The organism is Bacillus sp. XT-4, from assembly GCF_050864245.1.
Taxonomy (GTDB): Bacteria; Bacillota; Bacilli; order Bacillales; family Bacillaceae; genus Bacillus; species Bacillus altitudinis.
The window spans coordinates 206344-224878 of record NZ_JBPAFI010000003.1; the positions used below are offsets into that span (position 1 = coordinate 206344).

General features: G+C 43.4%; 18 protein-coding genes. 13 read left to right on the forward strand and 5 right to left on the reverse strand.

Annotation, left to right across the window (positions count from 1 at the left end; translation table 11 throughout):
* Positions 1 to 212: 212 nt before the first annotated feature.
* The 3 genes from ACRRMM_RS10890 to cls form a co-directional block, all read right to left on the reverse strand.
* Positions 213 to 467, reverse strand: coding sequence for a hypothetical protein (locus ACRRMM_RS10890; protein ID WP_008343494.1), 255 nt, complete (start codon positions 465 to 467; stop codon positions 213 to 215).
* Positions 468 to 540: 73 nt separating this feature from the next.
* A complete protein-coding gene (gene uvsE / locus ACRRMM_RS10895) occupies positions 541 to 1503 on the reverse strand; it encodes a UV DNA damage repair endonuclease UvsE (protein WP_041091396.1) in 963 nt (320 codons plus the stop codon).
* Positions 1504 to 1515: 12 nt separating this feature from the next.
* Positions 1516 to 2712: a cardiolipin synthase gene (cls, locus tag ACRRMM_RS10900; RefSeq protein ID WP_135226410.1), complete on the reverse strand. Its 1197-nt coding sequence runs from the start codon at positions 2710 to 2712 to the stop codon at positions 1516 to 1518.
* Positions 2713 to 2855: 143 nt separating this feature from the next.
* Between cls and ACRRMM_RS10905 the strand changes: the two genes are divergently transcribed.
* The 6 genes from ACRRMM_RS10905 (at position 2856) to ACRRMM_RS10930 (ending at position 9737) form a co-directional block, all read left to right on the forward strand.
* Entirely contained in the window at positions 2856 to 4967 is a 2112-nt protein-coding gene (locus tag ACRRMM_RS10905) for a (Fe-S)-binding protein (RefSeq protein WP_017360061.1), read from the forward strand.
* A 102-nt stretch (positions 4968 to 5069) separates the two neighbouring features.
* Positions 5070 to 6245 carry an acetyl-CoA C-acetyltransferase gene (locus ACRRMM_RS10910; protein ID WP_052320305.1) on the forward strand — a complete coding sequence of 392 codons (1176 nt, stop codon included), beginning with the start codon at positions 5070 to 5072 and terminating at the stop codon, positions 6243 to 6245.
* A 19-nt stretch (positions 6246 to 6264) separates the two neighbouring features.
* Positions 6265 to 7128, forward strand: a complete 864-nt coding sequence (locus ACRRMM_RS10915; RefSeq protein ID WP_007497692.1) for a 3-hydroxybutyryl-CoA dehydrogenase — start codon at positions 6265 to 6267, stop codon at positions 7126 to 7128.
* 11 nt (positions 7129 to 7139) lie between these two features.
* Positions 7140 to 8252: an acyl-CoA dehydrogenase family protein gene (locus tag ACRRMM_RS10920; protein WP_052320304.1), complete on the forward strand. Its 1113-nt coding sequence runs from the start codon at positions 7140 to 7142 to the stop codon at positions 8250 to 8252.
* A 16-nt stretch (positions 8253 to 8268) separates the two neighbouring features.
* Complete coding sequence (locus ACRRMM_RS10925; protein ID WP_052320303.1) at positions 8269 to 9411, forward strand: acyl-CoA dehydrogenase; 1143 nt, start codon at positions 8269 to 8271, stop codon at positions 9409 to 9411.
* 128 nt (positions 9412 to 9539) lie between these two features.
* Positions 9540 to 9737, forward strand: a complete 198-nt coding sequence (locus tag ACRRMM_RS10930; protein ID WP_017360056.1) for a hypothetical protein — start codon at positions 9540 to 9542, stop codon at positions 9735 to 9737.
* A 13-nt stretch (positions 9738 to 9750) separates the two neighbouring features.
* Here ACRRMM_RS10930 and ACRRMM_RS10935 read toward each other — a convergent pair whose 3' ends face one another.
* The gene (locus ACRRMM_RS10935; RefSeq protein WP_253274088.1) at positions 9751 to 10224 is read right to left on the reverse strand and encodes a DUF2798 domain-containing protein; all 474 of its coding nucleotides are present in this window, start codon (positions 10222 to 10224) and stop codon (positions 9751 to 9753) included.
* Between the two features lie 377 nt (positions 10225 to 10601).
* Here ACRRMM_RS10935 and rpoE point away from each other — a divergent pair, with 377 nt between their 5' ends.
* Both rpoE and pyrG read left to right on the forward strand, forming a co-directional pair.
* Positions 10602 to 11138, forward strand: a complete 537-nt coding sequence (gene rpoE / locus ACRRMM_RS10940) for a DNA-directed RNA polymerase subunit delta (protein WP_035389808.1) — start codon at positions 10602 to 10604, stop codon at positions 11136 to 11138.
* 238 nt (positions 11139 to 11376) lie between these two features.
* Entirely contained in the window at positions 11377 to 12984 is a 1608-nt protein-coding gene (pyrG, locus tag ACRRMM_RS10945) for a glutamine hydrolyzing CTP synthase (protein WP_017360053.1), read from the forward strand.
* 42 nt (positions 12985 to 13026) lie between these two features.
* Here the strand turns inward: pyrG and ACRRMM_RS10950 are convergent, their stop codons facing one another.
* A complete protein-coding gene (locus tag ACRRMM_RS10950; RefSeq protein ID WP_035389805.1) occupies positions 13027 to 13557 on the reverse strand; it encodes a DUF2529 domain-containing protein in 531 nt (176 codons plus the stop codon).
* Between the two features lie 180 nt (positions 13558 to 13737).
* Between ACRRMM_RS10950 and ACRRMM_RS10955 the strand changes: the two genes are divergently transcribed.
* From ACRRMM_RS10955 to glpX, 5 genes are all read left to right on the forward strand, one after another.
* Positions 13738 to 14112 (forward strand): response regulator, encoded by a 375-nt coding sequence (locus ACRRMM_RS10955; RefSeq protein WP_003214681.1) that lies wholly within the window; start codon positions 13738 to 13740, stop codon positions 14110 to 14112.
* A gap of 178 nt (positions 14113 to 14290) precedes the next feature.
* Entirely contained in the window at positions 14291 to 15148 is an 858-nt protein-coding gene (locus ACRRMM_RS10960) for a class II fructose-bisphosphate aldolase (RefSeq protein WP_007497678.1), read from the forward strand.
* A gap of 111 nt (positions 15149 to 15259) precedes the next feature.
* Complete coding sequence (gene fsa, locus ACRRMM_RS10965; protein WP_003215343.1) at positions 15260 to 15898, forward strand: fructose-6-phosphate aldolase; 639 nt, start codon at positions 15260 to 15262, stop codon at positions 15896 to 15898.
* 246 nt (positions 15899 to 16144) lie between these two features.
* The gene (locus ACRRMM_RS10970; RefSeq protein WP_007497673.1) at positions 16145 to 17434 is read left to right on the forward strand and encodes a UDP-N-acetylglucosamine 1-carboxyvinyltransferase; all 1290 of its coding nucleotides are present in this window, start codon (positions 16145 to 16147) and stop codon (positions 17432 to 17434) included.
* A gap of 32 nt (positions 17435 to 17466) precedes the next feature.
* Positions 17467 to 18432, forward strand: a complete 966-nt coding sequence (gene glpX, locus ACRRMM_RS10975; RefSeq protein ID WP_007497670.1) for a class II fructose-bisphosphatase — start codon at positions 17467 to 17469, stop codon at positions 18430 to 18432.
* The last annotated feature ends 103 nt before the right edge of the window (positions 18433 to 18535 follow it).

Consider the following 18535-nt stretch of genomic DNA (forward strand, 5'->3'; position numbering starts at 1 on the left):
AGAGCAGCCCTAAGGCTGCCCCAGCGTGTAGACAAACCCTCGCATTCGGTGTCAGTCCTGCGTGCCGGTGCTCACGAATGTGACATTCGCTCCGCGCCGGTACTCGTCCTTCCTAGACTGCAAAGGTTTTCAACTACGCTGAAAAGAAGACAAAGGGATAAAATAAAGTTCATTTTATCCCTTTGTCAGCCTAAGGCTGCCTTTCTTTACGATTACGAAGCATTCTCTTTTTCAAATGGCTGAAGGAGGTCTTGTGCCTCTTTTCCTTCTACCACGATTAAATAGTCTGATTCTAAATGAGTGAGCCTAAAGGTCTCTAGCTCTACGATGTTCTTAATGTTGCACATTGTTTTTTTAGAATATACATATAAACGATGCTGAGCGTGCTGGCACTTTTCGTATAGAGAAATAAGCTTATGTAAATTCAATGCTTTCGCAGCAATTCGGATTGAATAGATTTGTGACATCTTCATATCCTCCTGTTAAATACTTTCTCACAATAGCTTTGTTACCCCCGTTGCGATAGAGGTAAACCTTTCTCTACGATTTCCACTCAATGGTGCCTCCGCCCGTCCGCCGATTGCCTCTGATCGCTGACAGCTCCTCAACAAGACGGAGTAAGGCCTGATCCTTTTTCTTTGCCTCAATCATAAAATCCACATCACGACCATACGGCTTTAAAGCTTGAAAAAGTGGCAATACAAAGGACATCTCCACTCCATCCGCATGGCTTCGTATCGCCTTTTCTGATTTAGGTGAGGATAAGTGGATTTTAGGCGGTATGCCAGTGTTTGCCCACGTGTCAAACACTCTTGGCAAAATGTCATCAAGTGCCGCATCATCATCTTTGTTTGCCATGTGATGGTGGTAATCAAATACAAACGGGATACCATGCTTTTCACAAACATCAAGCGTTTCTAATGACGTATAGGTTTTGTCATCATTTTCAAGCGTCATTCTCGCCTTGATATGTGCAGGAAGCTGCTTTATATTTTCATCAAAACGCTGTAAAGCAGATGCCTTGTCGCCATATGCACCTCCGACATGAATGTTCATATAGCCTTCCTTTTCAAGCTTCATGGCCTCAAGCATTTCATAATGATAGGTCATATCAATGACAGCATTTTCTGTAATGGATGGCTTTGGACTTGTGAACAAAGTAAATTGATTGGGGTGAAAGCTCACTCGTAATCCGTGCCGCTTTACGAGTTGACCAATCTCTAGAAATTCTTTGCGAAAGGGTGTCACAAAGTCCCACCGCACCTCAGGATGGGTGGCGAGCGGGACAATCGAGCTTGAAAAACGGTAAAGCGGAATATCATGGGCAATCGCAAAATAAAGCGTTCTTAATGTATTGACGAGGTTGGCTTTCGTCGTTCGTAATAGAGCCTCTGTCCTCTCTTCCTTTGAGAGCTTACTGTATCTTGCAAAGGTCAGCGACTTGGCAGGTGAAGCTTCCCATAAAGTGACGGCGTTGGATACATAACCAAATCGATAACGCATAGGTCAACTCCTTTATAAAAAATACGAGAACAGGGCGCCTATCCACTCAATTGGACGCGTGAGAAGTGGGCGTTGTTTGTATTTTTCTTCAGTCATCAGTTCTGAAACTTCCATGTGTTCACGAATCTTTTCCTCTACATGTGCGGTGAAGGCGGGATCATCAATGGCCACATCCACTTCTTCGTTGAAAAACAAACTTCGTTTATCAAAGTTCGCCGTACTGATCATACAACGGCTATGATCGATGAGAATGGCTTTCGCATGATAAAACCCTTTATAAAAACGATACACAAGACATCCGGCAGCGATCAGATCTTTCAAATAATGAAATCCAGCTTCTTTCACAAGCGGGTGATCTGCCTTCATTGGGATGATGATGTCGACAGTCACGCCTCGCTTCCGTGCGTCAAGAAGGGCGCTTAGAAGAGGAGCAGATGGAATAAAATAGGGCGTGCAGATGGTGATTTGCTTTTTCGCCTGTTGAATATCGTGAAGAAATAAGGCCTCTAAAGAAAAACCTGCCGTCGCACGTGTTGTGCACTGTAATGTTCCCGGTTCCAGTGTAGGAAAAACCTCGTATTGCAGCTGTTGAATACCAGATGAGCGGTACAAATCATTCAGAAACACATGCTGGAGGTCTGCGACAACCTGTCCTGTCATGCGCAGGTGATAGTCCTTCCAAATGCCAAACCTACCGTTTTTCCCTACATATTCATCGCCAATATTAAACCCGCCAATGTAGCCGATCTTCCCATCGATCACCGTGATCTTCCGGTGATTTCTCATGTTCAAGCGATAAATGAAAAAAGGAAAACGTGGTTTATTTAAAAAGTAAAATTGAATGCCGCTTTTTTCTAGCATCTGAATGGATGTTTGATCAAATGAATAGGAGCCTAACCGATCAGTGAGCAAAAAAACCGAAACACCTTGCTCTGCTTTCGCTTTAAGTGCTTGCAGAATCCTTTGCCCAATCTTGTCGTTCTTTACAATAAAGAACATCATATGAATAGAAGAAGAGGCTTGCTGTATATCCGTAAGCAGCTGATCAAACAGTGGTTCGCCATCATGATAAAAAACTGCATCGCCGCTTGTTTGGTCAAAAGACCGTTCAAAAGCATGGGTAGAAAAATATTTTCTCCCTATATAAAGATCTAGCCTGACGAGTAGAACAATGACGAAGACGACGAGTAGAATGATCCATGCGATCATGAAGGTTCCTCCTTTTTTACATATGACGATAGTGTACCCAAATGGGCAAAAAATATTGACTGAATACTCATTCATTATTTATGATAGAGGTACAACATGGAAACGGAACAAAGTGGGTCTTGGGGAATGAAAGGGGGAGCAAGATGAATAGCCTTTTAATTGTTAACTTGATTGCATTTGCGGCAGTGACCGCTTACGCTGTGTATTTGTTTATTTATCTCATTCGAACACGAGCGGCGTATATTCGTCTTGGCAAAAAAGAAGAATTTCAGAAAGACATGAAAAAACGCTTAGAACGTGTTTGGGTGAATGTGTTTGGGCAAAAGAAACTGCTCAAGGACAAGAAGAGCGGCATCATTCATGTGCTGTTTTTCTATGGATTTATTTTAGTGCAGTTCGGAGCCCTTGATTTTATTATGAAGGGACTTGTTCCAGACAGCGGGCTACCATTAGGTCCGCTTTACGGTGTCTTTACATTCTTCCAAGAGGTAGTCACACTTCTCATTTTAGTGGCGGTGGTTTGGGCGTTCCATAGAAGATATGTCGAGAAGTTAGTCCGTTTAAAAAGGGGCTTTAAGTCAGGGCTTGTCCTTTTGTTTATTGGCGGATTGATGCTGACCGTATTACTGGGAAACGGAATGAACATCATTTGGCATGGGCACTCACTATCAGCAACTGAGCCAATTGCTTCCGGCATTGCTTTCTTGCTGGGCTGGCTGTCACCACTTGCGGCAACAATTGTTTTCTATGTCGCATGGTGGGTGCATCTTCTTATTTTACTGACGTTCTTAGTGTACGTCCCGCAGTCTAAGCACGCCCATCTCATCGCTGGCCCGGTCAACGTATTTGTCAGCAGATTGGACCCGCCAGGCAAACTGCAAAAAATTGATTTTGAAGATGAGACACAAGAAACGTTCGGCGTTGGGAAAATTGAAGATTTCCGTCAATCTCAGCTGATCGATCTTTACGCTTGTGTGGAATGCGGACGCTGTACCAATATGTGTCCAGCGACTGGGACGGGGAAAATGCTGTCTCCAATGGATTTGATTTTACGATTAAGAGATCATTTAACAAATAAAGGGGCTGCCATTACATCAAAAACACCGTGGGTTCCGCAGCTTGCTTTCAAGCAGACGACAGGAAATCAGCTGGCATTACAGGCAAGAGGAGCCGGAGCGGAAGAATCTGCGGCGAGCGCAATGTATCATCCTTCTCTCATTGGTGAGGTCATTACAGAAGAAGAAATCTGGGCATGCACGACATGCCGAAACTGTGAAGATCAGTGTCCTGTCATGAACGAACACGTCGACAAAATCATTGATATGCGCAGATACTTAGTGCTGACTGAAGGAAAAATGGACGCAGATGCACAGCGTGCGATGACAAGCATCGAGCGCCAAGGGAACCCATGGGGATTGAACCGAAAAGAAAGAGAAAACTGGCGTGAACTAAGAGAAGATGTTCATGTTCCGACAGTGAAAGAGCTGAAAAAAGCAGATCAGACCTTTGACTATTTATTCTGGGTTGGATCGATGGGTGCATATGACAATAGAAGCCAAAAGATTGCTCTTGCCTTTGCAAAACTGCTCAATGAAGCAGGGGTTTCTTTTGCCATCCTAGGTAATAAAGAGAAAAACTCAGGCGATACACCGAGAAGACTTGGGAATGAATTTTTGTTCCAAGAACTTGCTGCAAAGAACATCGAAGAATTCCAAAAAAATGACGTAACCAAAATTGTCACGATCGATCCGCATGCTTACAATTTATTTAAAAATGAATACCCAGACTTCGGGCTCGAGGCAGAGGTGTACCATCATACAGAATTACTGGCAGAGCTAGTAAAAGAGGGGAAATTAACGCCTATTCATGAAGTGAACGAGGTCATTACTTTCCACGATTCTTGCTACCTAGGCAGATATAACGAGGTCTATGATCCGCCAAGAGATATTTTAAAATCCATTCCGGGTGTGACACTGAAAGAAATGGAACGGAATCGTGAATCCGGGATGTGCTGCGGTGCCGGCGGCGGTTTAATGTGGATGGAAGAAGAGACAGGTACTCGGATTAACACAGCGAGGACGGAGCAGGCCTTACAGGTACAGCCATCCATCATCAGCTCAGGATGCCCATATTGTTTAACCATGCTTGGGGATGGGACGAAAGCGAAGGAAGTAGAAGAGCAGGTCGGAACATTTGATGTCGCAGAACTTCTTGAAAAATCAGTGTTTGGCGAAACGAGAACGCAGGCTTCATGAAGGTGTCAGGCCGATGGATCTACTGTTCATCGGCCGATAGATACCGATGTTTTAAGAGCTGTGCAGCATTTATGTAAGCGGTAACAAATAGGAGGGGAAGAAATGAGCACGACGGTCATTGTATCTGGAGTGAGAACACCATTTGGAAAACTAGGTGGAACTTTAAGTCGTTTGACTGCTGCAGAATTAGGGGGGATGACGATAAAAGCTGCGCTGGAAAGAGCCTCAAATGTTCATGAAGTGGATGAAGTCATCATGGGCAGTGTCCTTCAAGGAGGACAAGGTCAAATTCCTTCAAGGCAGGCAGCTAGACATGCAGATCTTCCTTGGTCGGTTCCGACGCAAACCATCAACAAAGTCTGTGCTTCAGGAATGCGCAGTGTCACGACAGCCGATCAAATCATTCGAGCGGGAGATGCCAAGGTGATCGTGGCAGGCGGCATGGAATCCATGTCCCATGCTCCTTATCTTCTGAAAAAAGCACGATGGGGTTACAAAATGGGAGATGGTGCAGTACAAGATGCCATGATTTTAGATGGATTAACCTGTTCGTTTACAGGTGTTCATATGGGTGAGTATGGAAGCATGGCGGCGAAAGAGCTTGGCGTCACACGAGAAGAACAAGACCTTTGGGCGTTAAGAAGTCATGAACGAGCCATTGAGGCGCAAAAAAGCGGCTTTTTTAAAAATGAGATTATCCCCGTTACCGTCAAGAATAAAAAAGGAGATCAGCTGATTTCAGAAGATGAAGCCCCGCGGCGTGATACGTCATATGAACGTTTGTCAAAACTGATGCCCGTTTTCAATCAGGCAGGTACGATCACCGCTGGCAATGCACCTGGTGTCAATGATGGTGCAAGTGCGCTTCTATTAATGAAAGACACATATGCCATGCAGCAAGGTGAAAAACCTATGGCAGTTGTGCTTGGGCATGCGCAAGTAGCAGTAGAGGCAAAGGACTTTCCGAAAACACCAGCCTATGCCATCGAAAAAGTGTTAAAGAAAACAGGGAAGCGAGTAGAGGATATCGATTTGTTTGAAATCAATGAGGCTTTTTCAGCGGTTGCATTGGCATGCGAAAAAATGCTTGGACTGGATCGGCGGAAAATGAATGTGAACGGAGGGGCAGTCGCGATTGGTCACCCGATTGGAGCAAGCGGAACACGTATTATATTGACCTTGATCCATGCACTCAGACAAAGAGGCGGCGGGATCGGCATTGCGGCGATTTGCAGCGGCGGGGGTCAAGGTGATGCGATCATGATCAAGGTGGATTAAAAGGGAGGCGTTCATTGTCATGAGTATAGAAGAGACCGTCATGGTCGTTGGGGCTGGGCAAATGGGCTCGGGTATTGCCCAAGTATTTGCACAGTCAGGTTATACCGTCCTGCTCCATGATACAGAAGAGGAGCAGATTCATCGAGCCATTTCCTCTATGACCAAACAACTGACGAAACGAGCAGAAAAAGGAAAGCTGGCACATCAGGCCGTTCGTGATATTACACAGCGGCTGGCTGTTTCAACAGATTTAAAGGATGTACAGCAGACGCATTTAGTGATTGAAGCCGCATCTGAACAAATGAAGATCAAAAAACAAATCTTTGAAACCCTCGATCAATTTGCACCTGATGACACGATATTTGCGACAAATACGTCTTCCTTGTCGATCACAGAATTAGCAGCCGTGACGAAACGGCCTGAAAAAGTGATTGGCATGCATTTTATGAATCCAGTTCCCGTGATGAAACTTGTTGAAGTAATCCGTGCGCTACAAACGGATGATGCCACGTACCAATTTGTTTTTGACACCGCAAAGACATTAGACAAAACGCCAATTGAAGTGGAAGACTTCCCTGGGTTTGTGTCAAATCGCATTTTGATGCCGATGATCAATGAAGCCATTTATACCCTTTATGAAGGCGTGGCAGATGTAGAAAGTATTGACGGCATCATGACGCTTGGAATGAACCATCCAATGGGCCCGCTTCGTCTCGCCGACCTCATCGGGCTCGATACTTGTTTATTTATTATGAATACCCTTCACGAGGGTCTTGGAGATAGCAAATATCGACCTTGTCCTCTTTTGAAAAAATATGTGAACGCAGGCTGGCTGGGCAAAAAGACAAAGAGAGGTTTTTACACTTACCACGACCACTCATAGGGGGAGTCAAGATGGATGTGTTGCTGACAGAAAAACAACGTCTTTGGAGAAAACGAATAGCAGAATTTGCACGCCAGCATGTATTCCCTGAAATAGAAGCGATGGAACAGGGCGTGTTCCCGAAAACGCTTTTAGCTGAAATGGGTCGGCAAGGCTTTTTAGGCATTCCGATCCCAGATAAGTATCATGGATTAGGGGCAGATTTCACAACCTATATCATGGCGATTCATGAATTATCCAAAGTAAGTGCAACCATCGGTGTCATTGTATCCGTTCATACATCTGTTGTGACGATGCCGATTTTGGCGTTTGGAACGACTGAACAAAAAGAATCCTACGTTCCCAAGCTTGCGTCCGGGCAGAAGCTGGGCGCCTTTTGTCTAACTGAACCGAAGGCAGGATCAGATGCCTCTAGTATTCAGTTGAAAGCAGAGCGCACAAACGATCACTATGTGTTAAATGGAACGAAAATTTTTATCACAAGCGGCGGTGAAGCGGAAGTCTATCTTGTATTTGCGGTGACAGACCCTGCTTCTGCTAAGAAAAATATATCAGCATTCATTGTGGAGAAGGGGACACCAGGATTTACGATCGGAAAAGATGAGAAAAAGATGGGCCTGCATGGATCAAAAACAGTCACACTTCATTTTGACGGTGTTCGAATTCCAAAAAAACAGCTGCTCGGTGCAGAAGGAGATGGTTTTCGGATTGCCATGTCTAGCTTAAATGCGGGGAGAATTGGCATTGCGGCTCAAAGCCTTGGTATTGCAGAAGCCGCATTAGCTGAGGCGGTGACGTATTTAAAGCAGCATCCAGCTGGCCTTGAAACGACCATTCGGTTGGGCGATCTGGGCACCAAGCTGGAAGCGGCAAAACTTCTTGTCTATCAAGCGGCTTCTTATAAAGAGGCCAATCGCCCTGTCACGAAGGAAGCGTCGATGGCGAAGTTATTTGCATCTAAAACAGCGGTTGATATTAGTACAGAAGTCATCCATTTGCTTGGTCTAGCCGGTTACACGAAGCAATACCGAGCAGAGCGGTACTTTCGTGATGCGAAAATTTGTGAGATTTATGAAGGAACAAGTGAAATACAAAGGCTGGTTATTTGTAAACAGCTAATATGAAGTGAGGTGGCTCATGATGCAGTTCCAATTAAGTGACGAACACGAAATGATACAAAAAATGGTGAGAGATTTTGCGAAAAATGAAGTGGAGCCAACAGCAGCAGAGCGAGATGAAACAGAATCGTATGATCCCGCTATTTTTCATCAAATGGCGGAGCTTGGTTTAACAGGAATCCCTTGGCCAGAAGAAAATGGGGGGATTGGTAGTGATTATTTGGCCTATGTCATAGCGGTTGAAGAGCTCTCACGAGTGTGCGCCTCAACAGGCGTCACCCTATCTGCTCACACATCACTCGCCTCATGGCCGATCTATACATTCGGAACAGATGAGCAAAAGGAGACGTATTTAAAGCCGCTTGCAGAGGGACAGAAGATCGGCGCATACGCACTGACCGAGAGCGGCTCGGGCTCAGATGCCGGCGGAATGAAAACAACAGCAGTAAAAGCAGGGAATGAATACGTTTTGAACGGGGCAAAGATTTTTATTACCAATGGAGGCATTGCGGATTATTATATTGTGTTTGCTGTTACTGACCAGGATGCTTCATCGCGTAATACAACCGCTTTTATCGTAGAAAAAGAGTCGCAAGGCTTCTCGATCGGCAAAAAAGAAAGCAAACTGGGCATCCGCTCATCGCCAACGACAGAAATCATCTTTGAAGACTGTCGTATACCCGAAAGGAACCGGCTTGGTCAAGAAGGAGAGGGATTTAAAATAGCGATGATGACACTTGACGGCGGCAGAAACGGTATTGCCGCACAAGCTGTTGGTATTGCTCAAGGTGCTCTGGATGCAGCAGTCAATTATGCAAAGGAGCGCAAACAATTCGGTAAACCAATCATTCAGCAGCAAGGCATTGCTTTTAAGTTAGCGGATATGGCAACGGCAATTGAGGCCTCAAGACTGCTCACCTATCAGGCAGCATGGCTTGAAACGAAAGGGCTTCCGTATGGAAAAGAATCAGCTATGTCCAAGCTCTTTGCCGGTGATACAGCCATGAAGGTGACGACAGAAGCTGTACAAATCTTCGGCGGATACGGCTATACAAAGGATTACCCAGTCGAACGCTACATGCGTGATGCGAAAATCACTCAAATCTATGAAGGTACACAAGAAATCCAGCGGCTGGTCATCTCACGGAAACTGCTAGATATGTAGAAACGAAGTAAAGACCACCTGATATGAGGTGGTCTGTTTTTGTATCAAATGTGAAATCTCTCCAATATGATCTCATATCACCTGATTACTATAGTAAAATTAGGAAAAACAAAATGGAGGTTATCATGATGAACACAACATTTATTGGCATTTTAGGAATCGTCACAATGATCATATGGATTATGGTCTCCACAGAGCTTTCAAAGTCTCCAAAAAAGAAGGAAGAAAAAGAAAACAGCCGCAGAAAACTCATTGTACTCGTGTCTGCGGGCACTTTATTCACCGTACCTTTGGTTTTTTCACTCATTCAGAATATCCAGCTGTAACATATCCATTCGACTAAACCGCTGCTGTCTGTTTTAATTTCACCCATTTGAAAAAAACTAAACGGACAAGTGGTCCCATAATCAACATCTGCAAAGGGAACGCCAACATGACATTATGACCGAAAATCGTTAAGTAATCAGATAGAATCGATTGTGTTTGAAATCCTGTGCTGATGCTTTCAACGACATATCCGCATAAAGACATGAGACACACCATCCCAAACACGATAAAGATAGAAAGAGTGAGAATAAAATAGACTTTCTTGCCTTTTGGGGCAAAACGGCTGGCTGCTTTTTTTGCTGAAGGCCCAACAAGACACATCTCAATCAACAACGTGATGGCAAAACCGATCACATAGGTGAGTACACCTTCTAACCATGTCATATGTCCAAGCCGTCCATTTAGAAATAGGTTATAAAAGAACATCACTGAAAACATACAAAAACACATCAAGACACCAAATTGTATATCTTCTTTTTTTGTCATTGGCAATTCGATCAACCTCTCAAAATTAGTCTATTTATTATAGATTTCTGTTTCAATTCGTCGTAAGTGAACATTTTGTGAAGGAATAATTCCCCTTTTTTAAGAAGAGTAAATGACTTTGTATTCATCAAAAGAGAAGACAAAAAAGCATGCAAAACGTGTGCTTCACACATGAATTGTGCCAATTCGGCACAAATGATTGACCGCTAGAGGCTCCTCTTGTGAAAAAATCAAAAATTAACATCAATAAAGGTGGCATAAACTCCCCTAATTTGTTTATAATGAGAGGTATGGTTTGTCGTAAGAATAAGGTATAAATACTTATTATTTCACTGATAAATGGATACATACATGTAATAGAAAGGGAGTGTCTGACCTTGAGTTTGAAAGAATACTCACAGGAACAGCTCAAACAAATGTCTTTAGTTGAACTTGCTTATGAAATTTTCAGAGACAGCAAAACACCGATTACGTTTTCCGAGTTAATAGATGAAATGGTCCGTTTGCAAGGGATACAAAAATCTGATCTTGATGATCGACTTGCTCAATTTTATACAGACTTAAATATAGATGGCCGCTTTATTTCGTTAGGTGATCAGAGATGGGGACTTCGCAGCTGGTATCCAGTTGATCAAATCGAAGAAGAAGTTCAGCCAGCTGTGAAAACAAAAGCGAAAAAGAAAAAAACAAAAGCAGCTGTCGTTGAAGAAGACTTCGATGATATTGAAGAGGAAGAAGAAATCGACGAGCTTGAAGAAGATCTTGATCTTGTTGAAGACGACGAGGACCTTGACCTAGATGATGAAGAAATCGATGAAGAGATAGAAGACTTCGACGAAGATGATGATGAAGATGATGACGGCTTAACGGAAATTGATGAAGACGATTTAGACGATGATGAGGAAGACAAATAACCCTCACAAACCGGTCCTGAAAACAGGACAAAACCGTCTTGACTTTCCAGAGCGAACTATGTAGTATGTATTTTGGGCTCTCTAAAAAAGAGTACGTAAAGATACGTTCATTTACGCTCCCTTTCATTTATTTGAAAGGGAGCTTTCTTATTTTTCAAGAGATTTAGGGATACACTCTAAAAGGATGAAGCTGTGCATGTCTAGTCATGCAAGGGTAAAAAAGAGAGGAGCATACGAAATGACAAAGTATATTTTTGTAACAGGAGGAGTTGTTTCCTCACTTGGAAAAGGGATCACGGCTGCATCGTTAGGCCGCCTTCTGAAAAATAGAGGGATGGATGTCACCATTCAAAAATTTGATCCATATATCAACGTAGACCCAGGGACAATGAGTCCATACCAGCACGGTGAGGTATTTGTTACAGACGACGGTGCTGAAACAGACCTTGACTTAGGTCACTACGAGCGTTTCATTGACATTAACTTAAATAAGTACAGCAACGTTACAACAGGTAAAATCTACTCTACTGTTTTGAAGAAAGAGCGTCGCGGCGACTACTTAGGTGGAACAGTACAGGTTATTCCCCACATTACAAATGAAATCAAAGACCGTGTGTACCGTGCCGGAAAAGAAACGGGTGCAGATGTGGTCATTACAGAAATCGGTGGAACAGTAGGAGACATCGAATCCCTTCCATTCCTTGAAGCGATTCGTCAAATGAAGAGTGACATCGGCCGTGAAAACGTGATGTACATTCATTGTACCCTTGTTCCTTACATCCGTGCAGCAGGCGAACTGAAAACAAAACCAACACAGCATAGTGTAAAAGAACTTCGCAGTCTTGGTATTCAGCCAAACGTCATTGTGGTCAGAACTGAAATGCCATTGGCACAAGACATGAAGGACAAAATTGCGCTATTCTGTGATATTGATACGAAAGCAGTCATCGAATGTCAGGATGCAGATACCCTTTATTCGATTCCGCTTGATTTACAAAAACAAGGATTAGACAAGCTTGTATGTGAGCACATGAAGCTTGACTGTCAAGATGCGGACATGACGGAGTGGACGGCGCTTGTTGATAAAGTGCAAAACCTTTCAAAACAAGTTACGATTGGTCTAGTAGGGAAATATGTTGAGCTGCAAGATGCATACATTTCTGTCGTTGAATCACTTCGTCATGCGGGCTATGCATTTGATGCGGATGTTCAAATCAAATGGATCAACGCAGAAGAAGTCACAGCAGAAAATATGGCTGATTTCGCTCAAGATGTAGACGGCATTATTGTTCCTGGAGGCTTCGGAGACCGCGGAGTAGAAGGGAAAATCATTGCAACACAATATGCGCGCGAAAACAAAGTGCCATTCTTCGGAATCTGCTTAGGTATGCAAGTCGCATCTATCGAATATGCGAGAAACGTACTAGGTTTAGAGGGAGCACATTCCGCTGAAATTGATCCAGAAACAGCATTCCCAATCATCGACCTTCTTCCAGAACAGAAGGATGTTGATGACTTAGGTGGAACACTTCGCCTCGGCCTATACCCTTGTAAATTAAACGAAGACTCAAAAGCATTTGCTGCATACAATGACGAAGTCGTGTACGAACGCCACCGTCATCGCTATGAGTTTAATAACGAATTCAGACAGCAAATGGAAGCAGCAGGTTTTGTCTTCTCTGGTACAAGCCCAGACGGACGCCTTGTTGAAATCATTGAACTGAAGGATCACCCATGGTTCCTTGCTTCTCAGTTCCACCCAGAATTCATTTCAAGACCAACAAGACCACAGCCGTTATTTAGAGATTTCGTTGGTGCTTCACTACAGGCATCTGAATCAAAATAAAACAAAAAACTGCCGAGAATATCATCTTCTCGGCAGTTTTTTTTATTCATATTCCTCAACGATTTCTTTCACAGTAAACGATAGAGCATGGTAGACATATAAGCAGGTCATCAGTGCAGGATAGCCGAACCTTGTTCCATCTTCAGCAGGCACAAGTGGTTTTTTGAGCTGAAAATCAATGTGGACATCACAATGCTCTTCAATAAATGATGTCTCCTTTTGTGCAGGGCCGACACCGACAATAGGTGTGCCTTGTTCGTGCAGCTCTTTGACAAGGGATTGAATCTCTTGATCTTCTGGATCTGAATAAAATAAAAGCACCCTGTCACTTGGATGAAGTATGCTGCGCTCCTTTTGATCCAGCGGCAGAACCTTCGCACCCGGAAACGGCTCCTTGCTCTCAGATGCCTCTAAGGCTACAGCCGCCAGTTCATTCTTGCCATGAAAATACACGGCATGTCCACTGACAACGGCCTGAGCAAGAAGGCGTGCACCGTCTTCGATCGCTTCGGCCTGCTTATCTCCAATACGTGAAAAAATACCTGATAATTGGGTAGTGAAAATTTTTAACAAGACTCATTTCCTCCTTCTGTCAGATCATTTTATAATAGAATATAAAGAGAATATTAGGAAAAATGCTCAGAAAATGTCGTAAAGTAAACTATTATAATTAAAGGAAATGTGAAAATCAAACAGAATTATTTAACAACAGCTCTTTTTATGGCGAAAAATGAAAGCAATGGGGTGTAACAGATGAATGAGAAAATTTTAATTGTCGATGATCAGTACGGTATTAGAATATTGCTGAATGAAGTGTTTCATAAAGAAGGCTATCAAACCTTTCAAGCCGCTAACGGACTACAGGCATTAGATATTGTGAAAAACCATAGACCAAACCTTGTCCTGCTTGATATGAAAATTCCCGGAATGGATGGCATTGAGATTTTAAAACGCATGAAATTAATTGATGAAGACATTCGCGTGATCATTATGACAGCTTATGGCGAACTAGATATGATTCAAGAGTCTAAAGAGCTCGGTGCATTAACGCATTTTGCTAAACCATTTGATATTGATGAAATCCGTGATGCGGTCAAAGAATACTTGCCGCTCGAAACAAATGGCTAGATGGAAATGATTGAATCAAGTCATTCTGTTGCCGATTTGTCGAATAATTGGTATTCTAGATAAGAAGAAGAAAGCGATCTGACTTTGAAAGTTTACATATGGCGAGAAATTCTGGTCATGCTAGGGTGGAGAGCTTTTTTTAGTAAGCAAATTAGCTACATAGGGAGGATTTTTCATCATGCCTTTAGTTTCAATGACAGAAATGTTGAAAGACGCAAAGGAAAAAGGTTACGCTGTTGGACAGTTTAACTTAAATAACTTAGAATTCACGCAAGCGATTTTACAAGCTGCTGAAGAAGAGAAATCTCCAGTTATCTTAGGAGTATCTGAAGGAGCAGGACGCTACATGGGCGGCTTCAAAACAGTTGTCGCAATGGTAAAAGCGTTAATCGAAGAATATAATGTAACAGTTCCTGTTGCGATTCATTTAGATCACGGTTCAAGCTTTGAATCTTGTGCAAAAGCGATTCATGCAGGATTTACTTCTGTGATGATTGATGCTTCTCACCATCCATTTGATGAGAACGTAGCGACAACTGCAAAAGTAGTTGAGCTTGCACATTTCCACGGTGTATCTGTAGAAGCAGAGCTTGGAACTGTTGGTGGACAAGAAGACGACGTCATCGCTGAGGGCGTTATTTATGCTGATCCAAAAGAGTGCCAAGAGCTTGTAGAACGTACTGGTATTGACTGCCTTGCGCCTGCACTAGGTTCAGTTCATGGTCCATACAAAGGTGAACCAAACCTTGGTTTCGCTGAAATGGAAGAAATCGGTAAAACAACTGGACTTCCACTTGTTCTTCACGGCGGAACAGGTATCCCAACTGCTGACATCAAGCGTGCGATTTCACTTGGTACAGCAAAAATCAATGTAAACACTGAAAACCAAATTGCTTCTGCGAAAGCAGTTCGCGAAACACTTGCTGCAAAAACAGAAGAGTATGATCCACGTAAATATCTTGGACCAGCTCGTGACGCAATTAAAGCGACTGTTATCGGCAAAATGCGTGAATTTGGTTCTTCTAACCAAGCATAATTTGATGAGAACCGAAAGCCGCCTGAGTCACAGGCGGTTTTCTCCATATCATGAGAAAGCGCAATCAAATTTACATTTCAGACAATTTATTGATAGGAGAGTGGCACAGTTATGTTATTTTTCGTAGACACAGCGAATATCGCAGACATCAAAGAGGCACACGAGCTTGGCATTTTAGCAGGCGTGACAACAAACCCTAGTTTAGTAGCGAAAGAAAAGGACGTATCGTTCCACGACCGCCTTCGTGAAATCACTGACGTGGTATCAGGTTCAGTTAGTGCGGAAGTCATTTCTCTCAAAGCAGAAGAAATGATTGAAGAAGGAAAAGAGCTGGCTGCTATTGCACCAAATATTACAGTTAAAATCCCAATGACAACAGACGGTCTTAAAGCAGTCAAAGCGTTAACAGACCTTGGGATTAAAACAAACGTCACGTTGATTTTTAGTGCAAACCAGGCACTTCTTGCAGCTAGAGCTGGTGCGACGTATGTCTCTCCATTCCTCGGCCGCTTAGATGACATTGGCCAAAATGGTCTTGATCTCATTAGTGAAGTGAAAACCATTTTTGATGTTCATGGATTAGATACACAAATCATTGCTGCATCCATTCGTCACCCGCAACATGTGACAGAAGCTGCGCTTAGAGGTGCTCATATCGGCACAATGCCGCTGAAAGTCATCAAGCAGCTGACAAAACACCCATTAACGGATGCAGGCATTGAGCAATTTTTAGCAGACTGGAATAAATAAGTGATTGTGGCAGACGGATACGCATCCGTTTGCCGCAGTTTTCCTTAAATACGCTAAGAAATGTTTTGTGCAAAGAAGAGAACATCACAGCCTCGCAAAGCTTCGATTATTTTTCTTCCGACAAATTTCGTTTAACCTGTATTCTTTCTCTTGATATTGGCTAAATTTTGGACAAGACCTTTTAAAGCGCGACATCCACAAACAGTATAACTCCAACAGTGATCTTCTTTAAGAAGGGAGACAAATATGGAAAAGTTAAACATTGCCGGCGGTGACCCCTTGCGCGGGACCGTACATATTAGTGGTGCGAAAAATAGTGCTGTGGCACTGATTCCTGCCACGATTCTCGCTGATTCTCCAGTAACCATTGAAGGCCTTCCGCATATTTCAGATATTGACACATTACGAGATCTGTTAGAAGAGATTGGCGGAAAGGTCACGTTTGAAAAAGGTGAGATGGTTGTCAATCCTGCCTCCATGATCAGTATGCCGCTTCCTAATGGGAAAGTGAAGAAACTACGAGCATCCTATTATTTAATGGGCGCCATGCTCGGTAGATTCAAGCAGGCTGTCATTGGATTACCAGGGGGATGTCACTTAGGACCTAGACCGATCGATCAGCATATCAAAGGCTTTGAAGCACTTGGAGCCGAGGTGACAAACGAACAGGGTGCGATTTATTTGCGCGCTGAAAAATTAGTCGGAGCCCGTATTTATCTTGATGTTGTCAGTGTAGGTGCGACCATCAACATCATGCTGGCAGCCGTGCTAGCTGAAGGGAAAACAGTGATTGAAAATGCCGCAAAAGAACCCGAAATTATTGATGTAGCGACACTGCTTGCAAGCATGGGAGCTAAAATCAAAGGTGCGGGGACGGATGTGATTCGGATCGAAGGTGTGGAATCTCTTCATGGCTGCAGGCATTCCATCATCCCTGACCGCATAGAAGCAGGTACATTTTTAATTGCAGGTGCAGCGATGGGGGATGAAGTTGTGCTTGATAATGTGATCCCAACTCATTTAGAATCAATTACGGCGAAACTTAGAGAGATGGGATTCACAATTGAAACAAGCAACGATCAAATGCTGATCGTTGGCAGAAATGAAGGACTCAAGCCTGTCGATATCAAAACCCTTGTGTATCCGGGCTTTCCGACTGATCTTCAACAGCCGATGACGGCTTTGTTAACAAAAGCGAAAGGCACGAGTGTCGTGACAGATACCATTTACTCTGCCCGCTTTAAACACATTGACGAATTGCGTCGAATGGGTGCTAACATGAAGGTGGAAGGAAGATCTGCCATTATTACAGGTCAAACGCAGCTTCAAGGTGCAAAGGTCAAAGCAAGTGATCTGCGAGCAGGTGCTTGTCTCGTTGTTGCAGGGTTAATGGCAGACGGTGTGACCGAAATCACAGGGCTTGAACATATAGACAGAGGATATAGTATGCTTGAGGAGAAGCTTGAAGGCTTGGGTGCAACCATCTGGCGTGAAAAGCTGAATGACCAAGAAATAGAAGAACTTCAAAATTCATAAGGCTTTGACTGTGAGAGGAGATTTGGACAAAAATGGAAAGAAGTTTATCGATGGAACTAGTACGGGTGACAGAAGCAGCTGCATTAAAATCTGCTCGTTGGATGGGTAGAGGTTTGAAAGACGAAGCGGATGATGCTGCAACAAGTGCCATGCGTGATGTATTTGATACGATTCCGATGAAGGGAACTGTGGTCATCGGCGAGGGAGAAATGGACGAAGCGCCAATGCTTTATATTGGGGAAAAGCTTGGAAACGGATATGGACCTCGCGTGGATGTCGCTGTTGATCCATTGGAAGGAACAAATATTGTGGCAAGTGGCGGCTGGAATGCTTTAGCTGTTATCGCTGTTGCTGATCATGGCAACTTGCTGAATGCACCTGATATGTACATGGATAAGATCGCAGTAGGTCCAGAAGCGGTAGGCTGCATCGACATTGAAGCGCCTGTCATTGACAATCTTCGTGCTGTTGCAAAAGCAAAAAACAAAGATATTGAAGATGTTGTTGCGACAATTTTAAACAGAGAGCGACATGAAAAGATCATTGCTGAGCTGAGAGAAGCTGGAGCAAGAATCAAGCTGATCGATGATGGTGACGTTGCAGGAGCCATTAATACAGCATTTGATCACACAGGTGTTGATATTCTATTTGGTTCAGGTGGAGCGCCTGAAGGTGTCCTTTCTGCTGTTGCGCTTAAAGCACTTGGTGGAGAAATCCACGGTAAGCTTCTTCCACAAAGTGAAGAAGAGCTGAGACGCTGTGAGAAAATGGGGCTGGATGTTGGAAAAGTCCTCAGAATGGAAGACCTCGTGAAAGGCGATGACGCCATTTTTGCAGCGACAGGTGTAACAGATGGCGAGTTATTAAAAGGTGTTCAATTTAAAGGCTCTGTTGGAACAACACATAGTGTTGTCATGCGTGCGAAATCAGGTACTGTTCGATTCGTCGATGGCAGACACAGTTTAAAGAAAAAACCGAATCTTGTTATTCGTCCGTAATCTGAAAGCGGGTATTCTTTACCCGCTTTTCATATAGGTGTCAAATATATATCATTTTCTTTTTAAAGTTGAATATTCCCTGCAAATGAGGTAAAACTAAAGA